The following is a 22144-nucleotide window of genomic DNA, read 5'->3' as shown; positions in this document are numbered from 1 at the left end:
CGCTATAACTTAATAATTGATGATTTGATGCTGGCTGTTCAAGTTCACCACGATAAAACGCTCTTTGGTTTCATGCTTCAAATGCTTAAACACTTGATAAACCTTCTCTGGACTATCAAGTGTTACATTCAAAATGTCATCATCTACTTCCCTAAAGGTATAGACACAGCTTATTTCACGTAATATAGCCACCTTAGCTTTGGCCTTGACGATTACACAACCTGGTTAGGGGAGTTGAACGTTCTAGTGCCGCATAGTTCATTGTTAGCAGCATTAGGCCTTGAAATTGCTCCCAGTAATCCTTTTATAGCTCAGGATAACTCGGGCAATGACGTTTTAGTTTTACGCAATTGGTAAAAAATATACGAAGACTCTTATGATACCGATGTCATTGAACTTGAAGGCGTTGAAGTGCTTATGCATCCAGACTTAATGAATAGGATAAAGTCAATGACCAAATGTAAAGTAATTCAGTTGACTAGAACTACCAGAGAAGAAGTTATTAATCCTGTGAAAAATAGATAAAGTTATATAGTATAAGTATGCCTTGCTTGGAAAGCCCTGTAAATCCAAAGGGTTAGTTTAGGTCATCAGATAGGTATTAGGGATTCTGTTAGCTGTTTCGAACACGTTTGCGTAATTTCAATGAAAATACTGCATATACTTGAGTATTTTTTAGTTTATAGCCAAAGCTTGAGCAATTAATTAAAAATTGAGTTGCTGGTTAAATACTCAAGTACGGTTAACGGTATGTAATTTCATAACCCAATGCTTTGTATCCCTTTTCTCGTTTTGAAAACATTCGCTTGAGTGTTGGGAAGTCATCAAGGTAATCATAAACCTGAACCGAATTTTTGTTGCTCCACTCTCGTCCAATTCGGCCAGCATATTGAGCTAATATACCCTTCCACGCTATAGGTAAGGTGATGAATAACGTATCCAAGTATGGTAAATCAAACCCTTCGCCAACATACTTACCTGTTGCAAGAATTACCTGTTTATCGTTACTTAGATCTTTGTTTTCTTCAAGCATAGCGATGCGCTCTTGCCGCTGTTTAGCTGATATTCCACCATGCAACTCTACAACCATTAGCTCTTTCTGCGTTAGTAAAGCTGACAAAAGCTCGATGTGCTCTTTTCTTTCGGTTAACACCATTACAGCACGTTTATCATCAATACAACGGAGAATATCGTCGACGATCTTTTGGTTTCTGCAATCACTGTTTACTAGGTGCTTATAAATTTGTGAAATATGAGGCTTAGTATCAGGCTCTAGCCACTCCTTAGGAAACGTTGTATCTGTTTCATGTGCTATCACTTGCCGATTAAGCATTGAACCTGATTTAACGCCTTTATAAACAATATATCCAAGTTGAAACATCATTAGCTTTTCTAAGCCATCTTGCCGTTTTGGTGTTGCTGTAAACCCATGAAGGAATTTAGCATGACTGGATTTGATCAAGCTTTCATAGTTTGATGCTGATAAATGGTGGCATTCATCGACAATAATTTGCCCATATTTTTCAATGTATGGCTTTATATCCATACCGTTTCGACTGACTAAACTTTGATATGTAGCCACATCAACCTGATACGACAGCTTTTCCTTACCACCAAGTAATGAGCCAACTTCAGTATCTTTTAGAAAAACATTAATACGCCCTAACCACTGTTCAGCCAGTTGCCGGCTGTGAACTAATATTAAAGTGTTCACCTTGCGTTTAGCAATCAGTGCTAAAGCAGTAACTGTCTTACCAAAGCCTGTAGAAGCTTCGAGTATCCCAACAGATGAATCTAATAACGCATTTACTGCTTTATTCTGCTGACTTTTCAGCTTTCCTGTAAATTTAACCTTAATAAGCTTGTCACCTGAAAAACGCTTATCATCTAGATTTACTTCAATTTTTTGCTCGGTTAATTTAGCTTTTACAGACGATAAACAACCTCTCGGCAGAATTAAGAAGTGGCCTTCTATATGAGCTGCACAGATATATCTTGGAATCCCAATAGTAGATAACCGAAGGCCTTGCCGTTTATAAAACTCTGGATTAGAAAATACTGCTAACTGTTTTAGTATTGATGTTAATTTGCCGGGAAACTTCTCGATAGGAATATAAATTTGATCAGCAATAACTAAGGTTACTTCTTCCGGGCAATTGGCAATCACATCGTTATCAATAGTAGATAGTTTCTTCCAAGGCTTATCTGCCAAGTCATTATTAGCTTTTTCATCGATTAACGTTATTTCGGACAGCAACCCTTCAAGTGCTGTATTATCAACTTTTTGAATGGAAGCCAGCTTAGACCACTGGTCTTTATAAGCTATCCCTGACGAATCTATGAATACACTATTGTCTTGTTTTCTTGGCTCTAGTTGAAGAGGTAATGCTATCAAGTTACCAAAGCCACCTTCTGGCATAATATCTTGATTCGGAAACAAACGATCAAAGCAAGTAAATGAGAGCGCAGGGTACATTTCCATCGCTTTCGTTAATAGCCCATTACCCAACTTTCTAGCTTTGACTGCTTCAATAGCTTGCGAAAAGAAGATCCATACATGTCCACCATTGCCGCTTCTAGAGCGTTCGATAATGTGAGGTACTTTATAAAAATCACAGGCTTCAGAAAAAGCTTTAACGGAGTGAATCCAATCGTCTTTATCAAAATCAGCAGCAAGAATGTGGGTTGTGTTGTTCTCTAGAAGTGGGTAAATCCCAATCGTTTGATTCCCTTTTAGGTGATCAAATATCGCTTGACCATCATAATGCTTGAATTGTTGATTTGAGCATTCCGTGCAACTAATCCGTGGTTTATTACAAACTTTAGGTTTCCATTCATTCCAACACGCTGGCGAATAACCACTTCGCCCATTTTGCGATTCCCAACGAAACGGGTAAACGTCATTTCGACCTTTAAAATAAGAAATGAATAAATCGACTTTAGCTTTAGGTGAAACGTGTTGGTTAAAGTGTTTGGCTAGCTCGACTTCTTGTTGTGCAAGAATACTATTACGTTCATTTAACAATGACTCTTTTTCTTCAGCGAGCTGCTGAAGTCGATTATCAATTTCTAAGAGCCTATCTGATAACGAGCTGGACACATTAATTACTCAAAAGCAGTGTTAAGGTTTTCTGCTCTTAGTATTCGCATGACATCAACGCTGTCATTAGAAACGACATAGTAAATAGCATGTTTTCCATACACGCTTCGTCTATATCCCTTACGAATGTGATCTACAGCCTGATAATGCAACGGGTTTTCCGCAATGCTTTGAAACTGAATAATCAACCCATCAACGTATGATTTAGCCTGAGCTAACCCAAAGTTATCAATGCCATATTCAAATAGCTGCTCGAAATCCTGATCGGCAGCACTACTTAATCTATACTTCGCCATTAGTTTGTTTTCTAGCAATCACCGCATTAACAATATCTTCAGGAGAACGAGAGCTGAAACCGCTTTGCTCTGCTTTGAGCAGTTCTTGTCTAATAACTTCAACTTGGCTAGTACGCATTTGCTCTTTTCTGATTAAGTCTCGTAATAACTCACTGTCACTGGCATAATTGCCAGTAGCTAGCTGTGCTTGCATCCATTGTTCTTGTTGATCAGTTACTGTGATACTTTTCTTTACCATTGCCATAATTTACCTCCAATGAAAGAAACTTTGTAAGGATTCAATCCTACTTTATACTACCATAATAAAGTTTAGTTCAGAACTGGTAAGAATCAATTTGAGTTACACCATACAATTCATAGGTGGTAACAATATCGGTAAGTTGCTGGTCATGACCACGTTAAAAAGCGCACTTATAAAGGGATTATAAGCTTGCCAATGGGGCCTCATAATCGGCAGGTCCCCTGTTCAAGTCAGGGTGGGCCACCATTTTCTTCACGAAGCATTGTTTAAGTTCATTAGTTTTGACCAACGTTAATGATAAAGAGTCTGATATCGTTTCATCGGTAACGTCTTAGCTTCCATAGCCTTTATTAAAACTGTCATATCACAACTGTAGCATTTGCATTACTCGTTACTTAAATACTGGTTAGTCATTTAATGAAGTCGTCAATGCCTTCCAATACTTTCTATCTGCTAACTGGCACCTTCATCATACTTTCTATATTGGGCCAAGTTTCCACGAGCATTTATAGCCCTTTTTTTTACGACTTAGCGGTAATGTACAACAGTCACGTTGGCGTTATAGAAAAGAGCGTTGCTATTTTTCTTGTCGCCTTCTCTATGTCACAGCTTGTCTTTGGTATCGCCTGCGATTATGTCAACAAGCAAAAACTTCTGCTGTGCGGCATTTTGGTGTTCGGGGCAGGAACGATTATGCTCGTTTTCGCCGACACTGAAAAAACCTTTCTTATTGGGCGCATCATACAAGGCCTTGGCGGCGGTGTGGGTGTGTCTGTGTCCCGCGGTTTATCAAGGCAGATATTTTCTGAACAACAGCTAAATACCTCACTCTCGTTAACGAATATTGCATTCGCTGTTGCCCCTGCCATCGCTCCACTCGTGGGCACGTTGATTGGTGAGTCTTTCGGTACTACTGCCATCTTTTACTTTGTTCTAATGATGGGTGCTGTAGCGCTTGTACTGCTTTTATCGGTAATGTCTACCGTTTCGCAATACATTCCTTCTAACTCAAAGAATGTGCTAAGCGAGACACTGGTTCTTATCAAGGCATCAATTATAAAAATTGCCGCGGTAGGTATGGCGAGCGGGCTTCTTTATGGCATTGTGTTTAGCTTTATCACGGCCGCGCCATCTATGGTGATGGAGCAGTTCGGTTTAAGTAAAACAATGTTTTCAATCTACTCGCTATTTGCAACCCTATGCTTCGTATTAGGCAGCGTAATGAATATTCGTTTGGTAGCCACTCCTGTATTGCAGAAGTTTCGACTATCCAGCCTATTTATATTCGTGCTGTCACTTGTATTCTGGGTTCTCACTGTGCCTCTTCACGTAAATGCTTTAGCAATAGTATTGGGGTTCAGCTACATTGTTTTCTTTTTTATTGGCATAGCAATGCCGTGCAGTGTCACTATTATTCTTGGTTTTTCTGGCACCTCTGCTGGCTTTTTAGCAGCATTAACCGGCTTTTTTCACCTTACAGGAGCTGCGATTGGCGCTTACGCGGTAACCCTTTTAAATATGGAGCCTACAGCCTCTTTTGCCTACACCACATCCGCACTGAGCCTTGCCAGTATTCTTATCTGTTTATCATTGAAAAAGCATTAACTGATCATTCTTTCGACAATGTAATTTCAATCACGACTTAAAAACCGCGCTGGCTATAGTCAATAAACAAAAACTTCTTGTACTAACCTATTTGGTTTTCAAAACTCATCCCCATAATGTTGAAGCTTCCAAAAGTGGTTGGAAGTTATGATTGTTAAAAGGATATTAGAAACAATGAAACGCACTATTATCGCCAGTATTCTTGGCGCGCTCTCTTTAAATGCTTTCGCAGCTTCGCCTTCTTATGACTTCGTCAAAGCTGGATATGTACAAGCAGACATCGAAGACGCAGGCGACTTCGAGCCAACGGGCTTTCAAATTCAAGGCTTTAAATCTCTGAATGAAAGCGTATATCTTACTGGTCGTTACGGTCAGCTTGGTGAAGATGTTGCTGGGGTTGATATCGATTTAGATTATGCTTCAGCTGGTATTGGTTACCGCTATGGATTAACCGCTAATACAGACTTTTTTGGCGAAGTTACTTATGAGTATGTCAATTTAGATGTAGAACTAGACGGCATTTCTGGTGAAGACGACAACGGTTACGGCGTTTCCGCAGGTATTCGTTCAATGCTTACTGAGCAATTCGAATTGCGCGGTGCTATTCGTTATATCGACATTGAAGAAGACGACACTGCCTTTGAAATCGGTGCTGACTACTTTTTCACACCACAATTCTCGTTTGGTGCAACTTATGTCATCGCTGACGATGTAGACCTGCTAGGTGTATCAGCGCGCTATACGTTTTAATACGCTATAAATGATATAGCGAGTAAATGCCAAAGCCACGTCTTCTAACGTGGCTTTTTTGATGGTTCTACATTCGCTTTGTTTGGAGTATGGCCCAACAAGCTAGACTAAAGCATTCAACAAAGCGGTATCCTGAGGTAACCATTTTTTTAACTCTGAGGCTTTGTTTGTCCATTCCTTGTCGACAAGAAATTAGCGGCGCCTTCCTGCTCAATATTAACCGCAGTAATTGGGAATGGGATAACGATATCCTCTTCGTCAAAACGCTTTTTCAGCATTTTGATAAACGCGCTTTTGATAAAGAATCGATTAAAGTATTCACGGGTTCTCAACATCACCGTTAAATTTATGCTTGAGTTATCAAAGGTATGAAACAACACAAAGGGTTTAAAGGTATCTACCCCGTACTCATGCTCTTTTAAAATAGTATTGGCAACGTCTAAACATACCTTTTCCACGTGATCTAAATCTGAACTGTAGTGAACGCCGACCTCGACCGGCACCGACAATTCCCGCTCAGGATAGTAATAGTTAATTAACTTCGAGTTAGATAACTTACTGTTAGGCATAATAACAATATTATTGGGCAGCATTCTGACCCACGTTGAGCGCCATCCTATTTTTTCAACAAACCCTTGCTCCCCTGAATCTAACTCTATGAAATCACCGATGCGAATAGGCTTATCCATAACAAGTTGAATACCTGAGAAGAAGTTTTCTAACGTGGGCTGTAGGGCTAGCGCTACTGCAAGTGACGTAATACCCAAAGAAGCAACGATAGGCGTTATGGATACGCCCATAGTGCTTAAAATAATGAGAATGGCCAATATGGAAAATACAGCACGTACAGCACCACCTGCGATAGCACTGGTATTTTTCACAATAGTCGACTGGTCACGATAGCGTTTCAGTGAATAAGTAACAAATCTCTCGAAAAAGAGAACTAGCGTGATTATCAATCCAGCATCAATGGCCGTATCAAGCGCTTTTATAGGCGCTTCGCTTTCAACCCCAAAGACCGCAATGATGCTTTTAACTAACTGTGCAAAAATGATCAGTATCAGTAAGTTTAAAGGCGCGTTTAAAGACAGTACGAGCACCCGATAGATATCTGACATACTGCTTGTTTCTGAACGCGCCTTTGCCTTCAAACGCACCAATATGAGTCGCTTGATGGCGAAAAGCACAATAACAACACCAACTAGCCCCAGTATCGCAACTGTTTGCTCGTTATCGAAAATACTAATGTTGTTCACTGGTGAGGGCTCCTATCGAGGTGTTGTGCTTTTCATGAACTAATGTTTACGCAAGACCTACACCAAATGTTCTTTAGGAGTGAGAACTAGTCTGTCGTTGGTATTCTTTGGTAAGCCAATCGGAGGCCGTATTGCGGTCGGTAAAAAAGGAATATTCCAATTGCTCAAGCTCTGGAATTCGCTGAAACATCATCCCTTTGATCACTGGCCCTTTATACACATAAGCCTTGGCGACCAAACCGAATTCAGGCAGACGATTAATAATGCGTTTTACTATATCGAAAGCTTCTGGCGTAGCACCTTCTACACGACTGATGTCAGCGAGCAGCGCAAAAGGCTGATTATTTAGGCTCATAACTAATGAAAAAAGTGCTTTTTGATACTCTTCAGCGCTTTTCTGATTAAAAATGCCGTGCAGTTCCGACACAACAATGCCGTTATCATAATTAATAAAAGAAGTGCTTAAATGCTTTTGCATAGTCGAAACGAAACCTACTAACGTGGTTTAATAGTAGACCAAATTTTGTCTAATGGAACCGTACATTAGCAGTACGTGGTTCGACCTCAACAGTTGTTATGATCGCTTTAACGCTATAAGTTTTTCGTCATTGGGAAACTGCACTAATGCTTCAGTTAAAATCGTGTCGGCCTTTGAATTTGCACCGCTTTTCCTCAAAGCCAATATATAGTTGTGAACATAAGCATTTTGCGTTTTCCCCACGTCATAGCCTTTTTCAAACCAACGTACGGCTTTATCTTCATCAGCAGAAAGATAGTGATTTGCAACTAAAAAATAACTCAACCAATAATCTGGCCATTGGTTTGTCGCTGTTTCTAAGAAAGCTAATGCCTGCTCTTCATCACCAACTTTTAGCATATCGTAGGCAGCGCTTACATACGTAAATGGCGTCATCTCAGACGACGTTACTCCGGGGGGGACAGGCGCCAAATACCAATAATTCCCCCTCCCCCACGTTCTTTCAAACAATTCTAGAGACATTTCATGGTTTGGCGTTACACCAGTATGTAATGTTACTGAGCCTTTCTCACTATCGAATCCGATAACAACGGCATAATGCCATTGGGGGAGTAGCTGTATAGATAAATTCTGGAAAACGACTATCGGTATGTCGTCTTTAACAAACTGCAATAAAGAAGAAAGTGTTCCGCGTTCAGTGTATGGCAAAAGACCATACTGACGCGTAGCGCTAACCATTTCTAGTTGCAAACTTCCGTCCTTGTTTGGAATAAACAACTTAGGTGCGATTTCTTCTGGAGAAACATTTTTTCCGTAATATCCAAATACCTCAGATAACGTAGTAGGCCCACAGTAATACTGCTCCTGTGGAAAAAATGGCACTGTTTGAATAGTATGAGATTCAGGTAAGGAGGAGAGCCCCTCTTGTCGTAACTGATCAGCTTGCGGGGTAGACTGGCAACCAGTCAAAATAAGAAAGAGTGAAAAGCCTGCAAGATAGCAGGCTTTCTTAATAATGCCATTCATTCAATTAGCTGTTCACTGGGCGAATAAACGGATATACGTCGGTTACACCAACTAGATCTAAAATAGCAATCACTGCAAGAACAGTAAGTACCGCCCCAACAATACCGCCCGCAGGCGCTTGGTTTATTTCATCGTTTAGCTGTGCAATCTCGCTATCTGTCATAGCATTAATTCTAGCAATGGCATCATTGCTATCAACGCCCAAACTAATCAGTTTGCTTTGTACATCAGAGCGGTTAACCATGTTAATCAGCTGGGTTTTATTATACTGAGCAACTTGAGTTTGCATAACGGCATCTGAACTAATTGCCTCAGCGTGCACGCTGCCAGACATTAAAACCGTTGCTGAAAAGCAACCAATTGCGATTTTTTTCAAGTACTTCATAGGATTTCCTTTTTAAAAATGCCCAGTTTTATTTTTCATTGTGTTAACTGCGTCATTGGTGCAGTTAACGCACGGTTCCATAAAACTTCGCACTGACTTCACAGGCGCGATTGCGTTCTGCGTTTTCATCTCAATTTAAGTTAGTAGCAAATTTTAGACCGTGCCATTAAGTACGTTCTTTTTTTATTTTCTCGCCTCAATAAAGCCTTGTAGTGCGCGGCTTGGCTATCGCGTACTCTCAAGCTCAGCCGTTATTAAAAAATCTACCGTTAGAATAAACCTAAAGCTGCTTACTTAAGTAATGGGTAAAATTTTTACGTTTATGCATTATTTTCCTATGTGCTTATGTATCGTAATGCGCAGTGGAAATGGGGTATGCAACTTTCTATCGCCAAGGGAACTAAAAACTGTTCAAAATTCCCTCGACATGTCGCCTTCAATTCCTTATAGTGCGCGCGCTTTTAAATATTAGCGACGCTATTAATCGTTAGTATCTCTTCTCATCGTTTTACCCCTGGATACCTGTTTTGATTACCACCGCAAACATTACAATGCAGTTTGGCTCTAAGCCATTATTTGAAAATATTTCCGCAAAGTTCGGCAATGGCAACCGCTACGGCCTTATTGGCGCGAACGGTTGTGGCAAGTCAACCTTTATGAAAATTCTGAGTGGTAAGCTTACGCCCTCCTCCGGTAATGTCTCTATGTCACCTGGCACTAAGCTGGGCATTCTGAGTCAGGACCAGTTTGCGTTTGAAGAATTCAGCGTTGTCGATACTGTGATCATGGGCGACCGCGAGCTTTGGGAAGTAAAACAAGAGCGTGACGCCATTTATAGCAAAGCGGATATGAGCGAAGAAGACGGCATGCGTGTCGCCGACCTTGAAACGCAATTTGCCGAAATGGACGGTTATACCGCTGAAGCCCGCGCTGGGGATATCTTAAATTCTGCGGGCATTGACGAGAGCTACCATTTTGGTTTGATGAAAGAAGTCGCGCCAGGCAAGAAAGTGCGTGTACTTTTAGCGCAAGCCCTGTTCGCTGAACCAGACATTCTGCTTCTTGACGAACCCACCAACAACTTGGATATCTACACCATCAGTTGGTTGGCAGACGAACTTAACAAGCGTAAGTCGACCATGCTTATCATTTCGCACGACAGGCACTTTCTTAATTCTGTGTGCACACACATGGCTGATATCGACTATGGTGAACTACGTGTATATCCGGGTAACTACGATGATTACATCGAAGCTGCCATGCTAGTTCAAGAGCAGCTTCACGCTGAAAATGCGAAGAAGTCAGCTGAAATTGAAGAACTACAGAGCTTCGTAGCGCGCTTCTCTGCAAACGCTTCAAAAGCAAAGCAAGCAACCTCTCGTGCTCGTCGCCTTGAGAAGATTGAGCTTGCTGAAGTGAAAGCCTCTAGCCGCCGCAAGCCATACATTGTCTTTAAGCAGCACAAAAAGCTTCACCGCCTCGCCATCACCCTTGAAAAGTTAGGCCATAGCTATCCAGACCTTCCACTTTTTGATGATGCAAATTTGCTTCTGGAAGCCGGTCAGCGTTTGGCTATTATCGGTGAAAACGGCGCAGGAAAAACCACGCTGCTAAAATGTTTAGTAAACGACATTGAGCCCACCTCAGGTAGTTTCAAATGGGCAGAAAATGCTGCAATTGGTTATATTCCGCAGGATAACGCCAAGTACTTTGCAGAAGATATCACAATGTTTGAGTGGATGAGCCAATGGCGCAGCCCCAAACATGATGACCTTCAGATCAAAGGCATGCTAGGCCGTTTATTATTTACGTCTGACGATTTTAACAAGCGCGTACAGGTATGCTCTGGTGGTGAGAAGAACCGGTTGTTGTTCGGTAAATTAATGCTTGAAGACATTAACGTATTGGTGATGGATGAACCTACTAACCACATGGATATGGAATCGATTGAAGCGCTGAACAATGCACTCTACAAATTTGACGGCACGGTTATTTTTGTAAGCCACGACCGCGAGTTTGTTTCATCGCTAGCGACGCAAATTATCGAAATTAAGGATAAGCAGCTTAATCACTTCGACGGTAATTATGAAGAGTTCTTAGCGCATAAAGAGAACGCGTAAGTTAATTTAAAAAAGGGGCTATATTGCCCCTTTCAATGTTTACAAAGGAAGTTAATCAACTTTTCATTTGCCTGTAGACACGTCCGCTCCAATTAAGAACTGACGCGTCATTACCGCTAAATTATCAAAATACTCTACAAGCGCTGCCTTCACAGGTAAAAGCTCGTTCTCTGTAATATTTTCAAAATCTTCAGGGTCACGAAAATCTTCTAGTTGTTTGTTCTTTGCCAAGTAGCTCTGTGTTTCTTTCACACGCTCTAAACGCGTGATATCCACCGGTTTATCAATTGTCTCGATAGATATTTGAAAACTAGCAGATGCCATGTAGTTATCTAAACCCAGAAAGCTTCGTGTAAAGAGTCCATAACCTTGACTATAGTGCTCCGAACAACCGTACATGCCGCATTCCATTGCAGCTAGTGTTGGTGATTCTTTTATAATTACAACCGCTGTTATTCCCTCTGCAGTTAGCTTTTCTCTAATCGCCGCACTTGTTTCGTTAAATACCCATTCTTTATTTTCCACAGTGACAAAGCTCGGCGTGCTACCTTCAGAAAGGAAGTTCGATAAATCAACAACTTCGAATGAGGTCCCATTCTCTATTTTATTCTCGAAAGTTTTAAAGATAGTTTCTTTGAGCTGCCAGTCGTACTCATATTCTTTACTAAAGTTGTTAAAAATAGTGGTACCAACATGTGTGTGACTGGGGTACTCCTTAGCTACAACCAAAACGCCGACCTTACTTTTTTCAGGCGCTTTATAACCTGTTGTTGGAGGGACATATGTAGAGGCACACCCAGTAACTATGATAGATATTATTAGCAGCGCAAATAATTTAATTGGCAATTTCATTGTCGATCCTTCGTATTATTCTTAATTTTTAAACAATGGTTTTAATCTAAGATTAACTGTCTCAGCGCAAATTTTATAACTTAAAAAAGTAAGGTTATAAGTAACTTAAAATCGCACATCTTTTCAATAAAAACAACGTGCATTGGTATGGAATTTACCTGTGGATATTCGGACCGACTGAGAAGAAAAGCCTTCTGAGTAAACTCTGGCGTTAATGAATTAACCCAAGGTTAGCAAGTGAGGATATTCACCGTATAAATGAAATGACACCTAAACCAGGGTTTTATTTAAAACGAATGGGTAAATTTCACTGTAACAAATGCTCGCCATACTTATCGGATTGGAACCCCGATAACATGCCCGTGTGTATCGATATCCAAGTCTTTCTAATGCGTATTGGGGAATAGAATGCTCTTATCACACAGTAAGCAATTTTTATTTGTGCGTATTGCTAAAACGGAGGGAAAACGCACACAACAATGAAACATGTACTTAAATACGTGCGGCATGTTGATCGAAGCTTGAGCCTGAACTGTATTGTTTTAAAAAAGGAAATGTAACCATGAAATTCACTTCGTATTTAGGCATAGCAAGCCTGTCTTCATCATTATTGCTATCCGCGGCAGCCTTTGCTCAACAACCGCGAAACGCACAGCAGCCTCAAGGATGGATGTGGGGCTTTGGCGTGGCGGCGTCTCAAGACGTGTATACCGATTTCGACAACCGTATTGTTCCAATACCTATCATTGGCTACACGGGCGAAAAACTTCGCGTATACGGCCCCTTTGTGGGCTATCAACTTTTTCAGCAAGACGGTTTTACGCTAGACGCCCAACTGGTGCCTGTTTTTGCAGGCTATGAAGAAGACGATAGCGCCGTCTTCACCGGCATGGAAGACAGAGACTTTAGCTACGCCGCTGGGATAGGGCTTAATTACAACACCGGTGGCTGGGTTTATTCACTTTCCACCAGCGCGGATATATTAGGCAAGTTTGACGGGTATCAAGCGTCAGCCCGCATTGGTAAACAGTTTAGAATAGACCAATACATGATAGAACCATCCATAGGCGTAAACTACCAAGATAGTAACTATGTAGATTACTACTACGGCGTTCGCCCAGAAGAAGCCACTGCATTTCGCAGCGCTTACAATGGTGATGGGGCCTTGAATACTGAAATTCGTATTGCAGTGTCTACACGGCAGTTCTTCAAAGGCATAACGCGCTTAGAGCTAGGTGCGACATTCTTTGACGACAGTATTAGCGACAGCCCATTAACCGATGATGACACATCACTTAATGCAATGCTGGTATACACCCGCTTCTTCTAGTTTGCATTCGAGTTCTTTTCGCTTATCGCTTACTTGTCATCAGCTATCAATAGTGTCTTTTGATTGGCAATAGGCTATCCAATGTAAGCGACATTCGAAGTTTGTATACCAACATGCCTTCTAGTGAGGGCATGTTGGTAGTACCTAAAACAGCAGGTAGCAGGTATCGCTGACAACACCGCAATGTCAGCGCAATTTGTTAAATCAGGCGGGCTTTTTAAACGCGAGCGTTTCCCATAGCGGTACGGTAGACAAGCTATGTTTGTAGCTGCCCGATGTTTCTTTGGTGCTGTAAGACAGATAAATCAGTGTTTTTGAATCGGCATCGTAAATTCTTCTAAGCTTCATGTTTTTGAAAAACACGCTTTTTGATTTTTTGAAGATCACTTCTCCTGAATCAGATTTATCAATAGCCTCTAGCATTTCAGCGGTAATGGGGCCAGTTTGTCTGCACGCGATAGAACTGTCTGATGGGTCTGACAAATCCAGGTTCGCTTCAATACTTGAAATATGACAGGTTACGCCAGTCACTACAGGGTCTTGAAGCGCGTCAATTTTAATATCTTTTGTAGTAAAAAGCCCTAGCGATACATCGCCCACTTCACTGTCGCTACAGCCCGCCAAAGTAAATACTGAAGCAGCGAGTAAACCTAATAGGGAGCTTTTCACAAAATTGCCATTCATAGAAGTACGAGCCTCTTGCGAATTGAACCAACGTCCATTTGTTTTCATACTTTTCCCACCGTTACCTTATTTATGATCTGCATTGTATTTACTCGAAATATCAAGCCTGGATCATTCTAACCTAACAGGTTTAACTGTGTCTTATCCATAAGGTCGCATTGCTTAATCAGTTGCTTTGCTTTTTCAATGTCCGGCGCGAAATAGCGATCTTTGTCGTAAAACGGTACTTGCTCTCTTAATAGCTGCATCAGCATCTGCAGCTTTTCGCTTGTTGCAAGCGGCTTTCTGAAATCTACTCCCTGACAGGCCGCTAGCCATTCAATGGCCAATATACCTGCTACATTATCAAAGATATCTCTTAACCTTCGCGCCGCAAACGTTGCCATGGATACATGGTCTTCTTGATTCGCCGACGTTGGCAAAGAATCGATTGATGCAGGGTGCGCCAAGGTTTTATTCTCGCTAGCGAGTGCCGCACAGGTTACTTGAGCAATCATGAACCCTGAATTTACTCCGCCATTTTCAACGAGAAACGGCGGTAGGCCGCTTAAATGGGTATCTATCATAAGCGACATTCTGCGCTCTGATAGCGCGCCAATTTCAGAAAGTGCAATTGCTAACATATCTGCCGCCATCGCCACAGTTTCTGCATGAAAATTTCCGCCGGATAAAATATCTCCCGCTGGCGTGACAGTATTGCTGCCACTTTTTACGAAGACCAGAGGGTTGTCGCTAACACCATTGGCTTCAACCTCTAAAATATCTTTGGCATAGCGCATTTGCTGTAAGCAGGCGCCCATAACCTGTGGCTGACAACGCAAAGAGTAAGGGTCTTGTACCTTTTCACATCGCTGGTGAGAATTTCCAATTTCAGATGTATCAAGAAGAAATCTAAAGGCGGCAGCCACATCGCACTGACTCTTATGACCGCGAACTTCATGGATACGTGCATCGAACGGGACGCGAGAGCCAAGGGCCGCCTCCACTGTTAGCGCACCAATGCCAATAGCACTATGAAGGGCATTTTCAGTGTAAAACAACCCTTGAAGCGCAAACGCTGTCGACGCTTGCGTACCGTTTAATAACGCCAATCCTTCTTTAGGCGCAAGGGCAATAGGCTTCATACCTGCTATTTCGAGTGCTTTAGCCGCACTAATTCGCGATCCTTTGAAAAAGGCTTCCCCCTCTCCTAGCAGCACCACGCTCATATGGGCTAGCGGTGCGAGGTCTCCACTGGCCCCGACCGAACCTTTTTCAGGAATGGCGGGATAAACCTGTGCATTAAACAAAGTAATCAGCGCTTCTATTACACTTAACCGAATGCCTGAATACCCCCTGGCCAAAGAGTTTATTTTTAATAACATGAGCAAGCGGACAGTATCTTCTTGCATAAAATCGCCCGTACCGGCCGCATGCGATAACACGATACTGCGCTGTAATAACTCCAACTCATCAACATGAATACGCGTATTAGCCAACAAACCAAAGCCCGTATTAATGCCATAAACAGTTCGGTTCTCTTTAATTACATTGAGCACAACTTGCTCGGCGGCGTTTATAGCCGGTATAGCACTCTCATCCAGCGACAAGTGGATATGATGCCTATGCACTTCTCTTAATTGTTCAAGGGTCAGTGTGCCTGGTACAAGGTTTAACTGCTTAACGCCAGCGTTATCAGTGAAGAAAGACGAATGTGACATGATTACGCCTCCCCGCCTGCTCGTTTGTCAGGCCCTTTATCTGAAGCTTTAACTGCGTGTTGGTTTAGACCTGTACCACTCCCTTCCTGAGTGCTACCCGCACAATCTATCATAGGAAGGTCGAGGTTGTGCGCAGCAGCGCAGTCTTTCGCTATGTCGTAGCCTGCATCAGCATGACGCATCACGCCTGTGGCAGGATCATTATGGAGTACTCGGGCTATACGCTCAGCCGCTTCATCAGTGCCGTCACACACTATTACAACGCCCGAGTGCTGACTAAAGCCCATACCTACACCGCCTCCATGGTGAAGGCTCACCCAGGTTGCGCCACCCGCAGTGTTTAATAACGCGTTTAGTAAAGGCCAGTCCGAAACAGCATCTGAACCATCAAGCATGGCCTCAGTTTCTCTATTTGGTGAAGCCACTGAGCCCGAATCAAGGTGATCCCGACCAATCACGACTGGCGCGCTAAGCTCACCACTTCGAACCATTTCATTAAATGCTAACCCTAGCTTTTGGCGTTCTCCTAGTCCCACCCAGCAAATACGCGCGGGAAGACCCTGGAATTGAATACGCGCTTTGGCCATATCTAACCAGTTATGTAGATGTGGATTGTTGGGTATGAGTTCTTTAACCTTGGCATCAGTTTTATAAATATCTTCTGGATCACCGGACAACGCCGCCCATCTAAAAGGTCCTATGCCCTGACAGAAAAGCGGTCGAATATAGGCAGGAACAAACCCCGGGAAATCGAAAGCATGTTCAATACCCTCTTCTAGTGCCATCTGCCTGATGTTGTTGCCGTAATCGAGGGTGGCGGCACCCGCTTGCTGAAAACCAAGCATGGCTTTAACTTGCAGTGCCATCGACTGTTTTGCTTGTTTAACAACGCACGCTTCATCTTTTTTACGTTGCGCTTCGGCTTGATCTAGGGTCCAACCCACTGGCAGATAGCCATTTAGTGGGTCGTGGGCACTCGTTTGATCAGTTACTACGTCAGGGATAATCCCCTTTGATAACATATCTGGAAATACCTCTGCAGCATTTCCAAGCAAACCTATTGATACTGGCTTACCGTCTTGCTTGGCCTCATCTAGAAAGGCTAAAGCCTCTTCTAACGAATGTGCTTTTTTGTCTAAATAACCTGTTCGAATTCTGAAATCTATACGGGTTTCATCAACCTCTACCGCCACCATAGAAAAGCCCGCCATGGTCGCGGCCAAGGGCTGTGCTCCGCCCATTCCACCCAATCCGCCAGTTAAAATCCAGCGCCCTTCAGCCCTGCCTTCAAAATGTGTTTTCGCCACGCTTACAAAGGTTTCATACGTGCCTTGAACAATGCCCTGCGAGCCAATGTAAATCCACGACCCTGCCGTCATTTGCCCGTACATCATCAAACCCGCTTTATCTAGCGCGTTAAAGTGCTCCCAGTTTGCCCAGTGAGGTACAAGGTTAGAGTTAGCTATAAGTACTCGCGGCGCATTTTCATGAGTGGGAAATACGCCAACCGGTTTGCCTGATTGAATAAGTAGAGTTTCGTCGGTATTTAAGCGCTTGAGTACTTCAACAATTTTATCGTACGACGCCCAATCACGGGCAGCTCGACCAATACCACCGTAAACTACAAGATTTTGCGGGTGCTCAGCCACTTCCGGATCCAAATTATTCATTAACATGCGAAGCGGAGCTTCGGTTTGCCAGCTCTTCGCATTGAGCTTACTGCCTCTTGGGGCACGAATATCTCTTGTAGGGTCGAGGCGTTTCATAAACTTCTCCTAGGCATATTTTTTGACTTGCCAATTTATATTTTTATTAGGAAGTATCTGTTTTAAAAAGTAGCGAGTTATTGGCGCTCGCGGCGCAGTAATACTTAGAACTCTAGATGTCCTCCCAGACGGTATCGACTACCTGGATGATAGAGAACGGCGTAGCTCACGACAGCACTTGATGTGTTTTTTGCGCGCGTCTTAGCAGATAGCGACTCGCCGCTGTCACTTAAATGGTTGTTTAATGCATTTGGCACTCGGGAGAATGTCCGTCGTGTAATTTTAAGGCATGGTTCTTTGGGTTTGATTAATAGCGCCTGCGCAATATCTTTTTCAACAACCACCGCCTCTACACTGTTATCGGCTTGTGAAAGGGGCGCAACTTGATTCAGATAAAAGTTTGCGGTTTGCGCTTTAAAATCTTTATTTAAGTAATCGTCTATCCATGCCGGGTTAACCCACCTGTCCTCATACTGAACAGGTAAGTTATTCTCGCAATGTACAATAATGCTGTGAAACACGGGAGCGCCTAAATCGACGGCCAAGCGCTGGGAAATGGTATCGCTGGCAGGCGCGGTTTCCAATACTAAAATTTCGTTGGTGTAACGGTGGCCTCGCTGCTCAATTTCATCGCGAATACTTTTAATTTCTAGCATTGAGCTCATAGGGCGACTATCCGACACAAAAGTGCCGATCCCTTGGCTACGCATCAAAATGCCTTCGTCCACCATTTCACTTAGTGCTCTTCGCGCAGTCATCCGGCTAACACTGTGTTGTTGCGCTAGCTGATTTTCCGAGGGCACCTGACTGCCTGGCTTCATGTCACCGTTTTCAATGGCATCTAAAATTGCCGCTTTAATTACCCTGTATCGAGGTTGCATATCGTGGAGTCACAACTAAATTGTTAATAGTATGCTAACAGCATACTTGTATATACAAGTATGCACAAGTACACTTACTTCAAAATTTACACTACTTTCAGTAGTGACTCTGGATAGAGTTAAACAAAGAGTGACTTAGAGTGGACCACGTTATGGGTTATCAGTACGACACGCTTATTTACAATGTTCGCATTGCGTCTATGCAAGACAACGGCTTTCCTTATGGCGAACTATCGTCACATGCTATTGCCATAACAGCCGGCAGAATTGCTGCGTTAATTCCTTGCCATGACGCACTGGGCGAGGTATTCCAGCAAGCCAATACCGTCATAGACGCCACTACTCTAATTCCGCAAGATGAAGGGGATAAAACTAAACTTCCTTGGCTATTGCCTGGTTTTATAGATTGTCATACTCATTTAGTTTACGGCGGTAACCGCGCTGAAGAATTTGAAATGCGTTTACAGGGTGCAAGCTATGTGGACATTGCACAACGAGGCGGTGGCATTAAAGGCACAGTGGAAAAAACACGACGAGCAGATGAGCCCACTTTGCTTAATACCGCGATAAAGCGAGCAAAGCGACTGTGCGAAGAAGGTGTTACCACCATTGAAGTAAAATCAGGATATGGGCTGGATTTAAACACTGAAGTGCGCATGTTACGTGTAGCTAAATCGCTTGAGCAGCACCTTCCTGTGAGTATTCAAACCACCTATTTAGGCGCTCACGCCCTACCAAACGAATACGCTGAGGACCCAGACGGGTATATCAATTTTATTTGTGAAGAGGCACTTCCTCACATTGCCTCGCAACATTTGGCTGACGCCGTTGATGTATTTTGTGAAACCATCGGTTTCTCTACTTCACAAACAGAACGTGTATTTAGCAGTGCACAGAAGCATGGCCTGCCAATTAAAGCTCATGTAGAGCAGCTTAGCGACAGCAAAGGCGCAGTTCTAGCAGCTAAGTACGGCGCACTATCGGTAGATCATATCGAATATTTAGCTGACAGCGATATTCCTTTACTTGCACAAAGTGGCACCGTTGCCGTGCTGTTACCGGGCGCATTTTATTATTTAAGCGAAGTGCAAAAGCCGCCGGTAAGTGCTCTAAGGGCGCACAATGTGCCCATGGCCTTAGCGACTGACTTTAATCCAGGTACTTCGCCGATAGCCTCTATCCTTACCGCGATAAATATGGGGTGTGTGCTGTTTCAACTCACCCCAGAAGAAGCGCTACGCGGCGCTACAATGCACGCGGCGAGTGCACTCGGGCTGCACGACCGAGGTGTTATTGAAGCAGGCAAGCTTGCTGACTTAACGCTGTGGGATATCGAAACGCCCGCTGAGCTTGCCTATTGTATTAATGGCCACCGCCCTGTGGCGGTTTATAAGGAAGGTAAACATGTTTGAATGGGAAGGCAGAGTAGACAGTGAAGACGGTGTTGAGGGCCTACGTTGGCATCAAAAAGTCAGCGAAATCGAGGCAGGCGACGAAACTGCGTTAGCCGACTCCGTTACTCTTGTTGGTTTTGAAAGTGATTTGGGTGTGGCATTTAACAAAGGCCGCGTAGGTGCAGCTGCTGGTCCAAACGCTATTCGCCATGCGCTTGCAAACTTGCCTTGGCACTGGCCAGGCACATCATTGGCGGATTTAGGGAATGTTACTGCCCAAGATAACTTAGCCCAAGCACAAACTCAATATGCCGATGCCATCAGCTATGCCCTCAAGCAAAATGACGGATTAGTCATTGGACTGGGAGGGGGACATGAAATCGCATGGGGTAGTTATCAAGGGCTTTTCAAGGCTAAATCCCCAAATATCCGCATTGGTATCATTAATTTCGACGCCCACTTCGACCTAAGAAAACCATCTCCAAACAGCAGTTCAGGTACGCCATTTAGGCAAGTGTACGAGCATTGTCAGCTTCACGACACACCGTTTCATTACACTTGCTTGGGCGTATCTAAAGCAGCCAATACACCGGCGCTATTTAACTTTGCTAATGCGTCTAACACCCGTTATTTAACCGATGTGGCGTTAAATGATGAGTCGCTGTGTATGCAGCGAATAGATGAACTGCTATCTCCGATGCTAAAAGACATTGATGCGCTTTATGTCACCATATGTTTAGATGCGTTCCAAGCAGCACAAGCACCTGGCGTTAGCGCGCCCAGTGCGTTGGGAATTTCCCCCACGCTTGTTATCAACACACTGCACTTTTTAGCACAGCAACAAAGTACTTACGGGTATCAGTGGAGACTGTGTGACGTTGCAGAAATGAACCCCAATTATGATATTGATAGCCGCACAGCAAAACTGGCTGCACGGCTAATTTTTGAAGCGGTAGATGCAATAAGTTCGCACACTTAACATGTTTAACGCTTTTACGTTTGACTCTTTTATGTTTACTGGCCGCCAGCCCTTTCACACGCAGCGGCGGTAAACAAAACGTCGGTTGAGCTATTGAGTGCGGTTTCAGCAGAGTCTTGCAATACGCCAACAATAAAGCCCACCGCGACCACCTGCATAGCCACTTCATTAGGTATATTAAACAGGCTACAGGCAAGCGGAATAAGCAGCAGCGAACCACCTGCTACGCCTGAACTTCCGCATGCCGATACTGCTGCGATAACGCTTAACAGCACAGCGGTGGGAAAGTCTACGGAAATATCTAAAGTATTAACCGCAGCTAGCGTTAACACGGTGATTGTGATCGCAGCCCCAGCCATATTGATGGTCGCGCCTAACGGGATAGATACCGAATAGGTGTCCTCATCAAGCTTTAAGCGTTTGCATAGCGCCATGTTTACCGGAATATTCGCCGCAGAACTACGGGTGAAAAATGCCGTAATGCCACTTTCTTTTAAACATTTAAACACCAAAGGGTACGGATTCTTTTTCGTTGCCAAAAATACCAACAACGGATTAGTTACAAGGGCGATAAATAGCATTGCGCCAATGAGTACCGTTAATAAATGGGAATAGCCAAGCAATACTTCAAAGCCCGTTGTGGCAATGGTATTGGCTACCAAGCCGAAAATACCGAAGGGCGCGAGTTTGATAACAAAACCCACTACGGTTGTTACACTATCTGCCATGTTTTGAAGTAGCGCTTTCGTTGCGTCACTAGCATGACGAAGACCTAAACCTAGACCTACAGCCCAAGTCAGAATGCCAATATAGTTTCCGTTTACTAGCGCATTTACCGGGTTATCTACCATGTTGTAAAGCAACGTGGAAAGGACTTCAGAGACCCCTTTCGGTGCAGATTGGCTAATGTCTGAGGTTACTAAGCTTAAACTTGTAGGAAATGCAAAACTTGCCAACACGGCGGTAAGCGCGGCCACTAGTGTGCCTATAAGGTAAAGCACAAGCACCGGTTTTATAAAAGTTTGTTCGTTTTGCTTATGGTTGGCTATAGACGCCATGACTAAAACGAAAACCAAAAGCGGCGCGATGGCTTTAAGAGCTTTTACAAATAAGTTACCCAACAGCCCTGCTGATTGGGCAGCCGATGGTGAAAAACTCGCTATCGCGATACCACATACGATACCAATGATAATTTGCAGTACCAAACTGCCATTCATATAGCGCTGAAACAGGCTTGGGCGAGACGTCGAATCCATAAATGTTGGTCCATTATTATTTTGATGACGCGCCATGATACCAGT

20 protein-coding genes are annotated in these 22144 nt (G+C 43.3%); 6 read left to right on the top strand and 14 right to left on the bottom strand.

What is annotated here, in order from left to right; all coding sequences use genetic code 11:
* Positions 1-9: 9 nt before the first annotated feature.
* The 4 genes from GVO62_RS19430 to GVO62_RS07910 form a co-directional block, all read right to left on the bottom strand.
* Positions 10-192, bottom strand: a complete 183-nt coding sequence (locus tag GVO62_RS19430; protein ID WP_236547102.1) for a hypothetical protein — start codon at positions 190-192, stop codon at positions 10-12.
* A gap of 550 nt (positions 193-742) precedes the next feature.
* On the bottom strand, positions 743-3100 hold the full coding sequence (locus GVO62_RS07920; RefSeq protein ID WP_159118494.1) for a TOTE conflict system archaeo-eukaryotic primase domain-containing protein: 2358 nt from the start codon (positions 3098-3100) through the stop codon (positions 743-745).
* A gap of 5 nt (positions 3101-3105) precedes the next feature.
* Positions 3106-3396 (bottom strand): type II toxin-antitoxin system RelE/ParE family toxin, encoded by a 291-nt coding sequence (locus GVO62_RS07915; RefSeq protein ID WP_159118493.1) that lies wholly within the window; start codon positions 3394-3396, stop codon positions 3106-3108.
* A complete protein-coding gene (locus GVO62_RS07910; RefSeq protein WP_159118492.1) occupies positions 3383-3640 on the bottom strand; it encodes a ribbon-helix-helix domain-containing protein in 258 nt (85 codons plus the stop codon). The genes GVO62_RS07915 and GVO62_RS07910 overlap by 14 nt, the downstream gene beginning before the upstream one ends.
* A gap of 426 nt (positions 3641-4066) precedes the next feature.
* Here GVO62_RS07910 and GVO62_RS07905 point away from each other — a divergent pair, with 426 nt between their 5' ends.
* A complete protein-coding gene (locus GVO62_RS07905) occupies positions 4067-5242 on the top strand; it encodes an MFS transporter (RefSeq protein ID WP_236547101.1) in 1176 nt (391 codons plus the stop codon).
* 174 nt (positions 5243-5416) lie between these two features.
* Positions 5417-5992, top strand: a complete 576-nt coding sequence (locus GVO62_RS07900; RefSeq protein WP_159118490.1) for an outer membrane beta-barrel protein — start codon at positions 5417-5419, stop codon at positions 5990-5992.
* A 149-nt stretch (positions 5993-6141) separates the two neighbouring features.
* On the opposite strand, the gene GVO62_RS07895 is transcribed toward GVO62_RS07900, so the two are convergent.
* The 4 genes from GVO62_RS07895 to GVO62_RS07880 all read right to left on the bottom strand — a co-directional run bounded on the left by GVO62_RS07895 (position 6142) and on the right by GVO62_RS07880 (position 9137).
* A complete protein-coding gene (locus GVO62_RS07895; protein ID WP_159118489.1) occupies positions 6142-7248 on the bottom strand; it encodes a mechanosensitive ion channel family protein in 1107 nt (368 codons plus the stop codon).
* A gap of 73 nt (positions 7249-7321) precedes the next feature.
* Positions 7322-7726 carry a hypothetical protein gene (locus tag GVO62_RS07890; RefSeq protein ID WP_159118488.1) on the bottom strand — a complete coding sequence of 135 codons (405 nt, stop codon included), beginning with the start codon at positions 7724-7726 and terminating at the stop codon, positions 7322-7324.
* 96 nt (positions 7727-7822) lie between these two features.
* Positions 7823-8752, bottom strand: a complete 930-nt coding sequence (locus GVO62_RS07885; protein WP_159118487.1) for a PA2778 family cysteine peptidase — start codon at positions 8750-8752, stop codon at positions 7823-7825.
* Between the two features lie 4 nt (positions 8753-8756).
* A complete protein-coding gene (locus GVO62_RS07880; protein ID WP_159118486.1) occupies positions 8757-9137 on the bottom strand; it encodes a PA2779 family protein in 381 nt (126 codons plus the stop codon).
* Positions 9138-9664: 527 nt separating this feature from the next.
* Between GVO62_RS07880 and GVO62_RS07875 the strand changes: the two genes are divergently transcribed.
* The gene (locus GVO62_RS07875) at positions 9665-11257 is read left to right on the top strand and encodes an ABC-F family ATPase (protein ID WP_105930604.1); all 1593 of its coding nucleotides are present in this window, start codon (positions 9665-9667) and stop codon (positions 11255-11257) included.
* A gap of 63 nt (positions 11258-11320) precedes the next feature.
* Here GVO62_RS07875 and GVO62_RS07870 read toward each other — a convergent pair whose 3' ends face one another.
* A complete protein-coding gene (locus GVO62_RS07870) occupies positions 11321-12109 on the bottom strand; it encodes a hypothetical protein (RefSeq protein ID WP_159118485.1) in 789 nt (262 codons plus the stop codon).
* Positions 12110-12671: 562 nt separating this feature from the next.
* Between GVO62_RS07870 and GVO62_RS07865 the strand changes: the two genes are divergently transcribed.
* The gene (locus GVO62_RS07865) at positions 12672-13439 is read left to right on the top strand and encodes a MipA/OmpV family protein (protein ID WP_159118484.1); all 768 of its coding nucleotides are present in this window, start codon (positions 12672-12674) and stop codon (positions 13437-13439) included.
* A 204-nt stretch (positions 13440-13643) separates the two neighbouring features.
* Here the strand turns inward: GVO62_RS07865 and GVO62_RS07860 are convergent, their stop codons facing one another.
* The 4 genes from GVO62_RS07860 to GVO62_RS07845 form a co-directional block, all read right to left on the bottom strand.
* The gene (locus tag GVO62_RS07860) at positions 13644-14171 is read right to left on the bottom strand and encodes a CreA family protein (RefSeq protein ID WP_159118483.1); all 528 of its coding nucleotides are present in this window, start codon (positions 14169-14171) and stop codon (positions 13644-13646) included.
* A gap of 68 nt (positions 14172-14239) precedes the next feature.
* Positions 14240-15823: a histidine ammonia-lyase gene (gene hutH, locus GVO62_RS07855; RefSeq protein WP_159118482.1), complete on the bottom strand. Its 1584-nt coding sequence runs from the start codon at positions 15821-15823 to the stop codon at positions 14240-14242.
* Between the two features lie 2 nt (positions 15824-15825).
* The gene (gene hutU / locus GVO62_RS07850; protein ID WP_236547100.1) at positions 15826-17589 is read right to left on the bottom strand and encodes a urocanate hydratase; all 1764 of its coding nucleotides are present in this window, start codon (positions 17587-17589) and stop codon (positions 15826-15828) included.
* Positions 17590-17693: 104 nt separating this feature from the next.
* Entirely contained in the window at positions 17694-18470 is a 777-nt protein-coding gene (locus GVO62_RS07845) for a UTRA domain-containing protein (protein WP_159118481.1), read from the bottom strand.
* 152 nt (positions 18471-18622) lie between these two features.
* Here GVO62_RS07845 and hutI point away from each other — a divergent pair, with 152 nt between their 5' ends.
* Together hutI and hutG are read left to right on the top strand one after the other, a co-directional pair.
* Positions 18623-19882, top strand: coding sequence for an imidazolonepropionase (gene hutI / locus GVO62_RS07840; protein WP_173359639.1), 1260 nt, complete (start codon positions 18623-18625; stop codon positions 19880-19882).
* Complete coding sequence (hutG, locus tag GVO62_RS07835; RefSeq protein ID WP_159118479.1) at positions 19875-20843, top strand: formimidoylglutamase; 969 nt, start codon at positions 19875-19877, stop codon at positions 20841-20843. Before hutI ends, hutG begins: the two co-directional genes overlap by 8 nt.
* A gap of 35 nt (positions 20844-20878) precedes the next feature.
* Here hutG and sstT read toward each other — a convergent pair whose 3' ends face one another.
* A complete protein-coding gene (gene sstT, locus GVO62_RS07830) occupies positions 20879-22099 on the bottom strand; it encodes a serine/threonine transporter SstT (protein WP_159118478.1) in 1221 nt (406 codons plus the stop codon).
* Positions 22100-22144: the final 45 nt, after the last annotated feature.

The sequence above is a fragment of the Alteromonas sp. KUL150 genome (assembly GCF_009811475.1).
Taxonomy (GTDB): domain Bacteria; phylum Pseudomonadota; class Gammaproteobacteria; order Enterobacterales; family Alteromonadaceae; genus Alteromonas; species Alteromonas gracilis.
The sequence above is the reverse complement of the archived record's forward strand: the minus strand, read 5'-3'. Positions and strand labels throughout refer to the sequence as shown.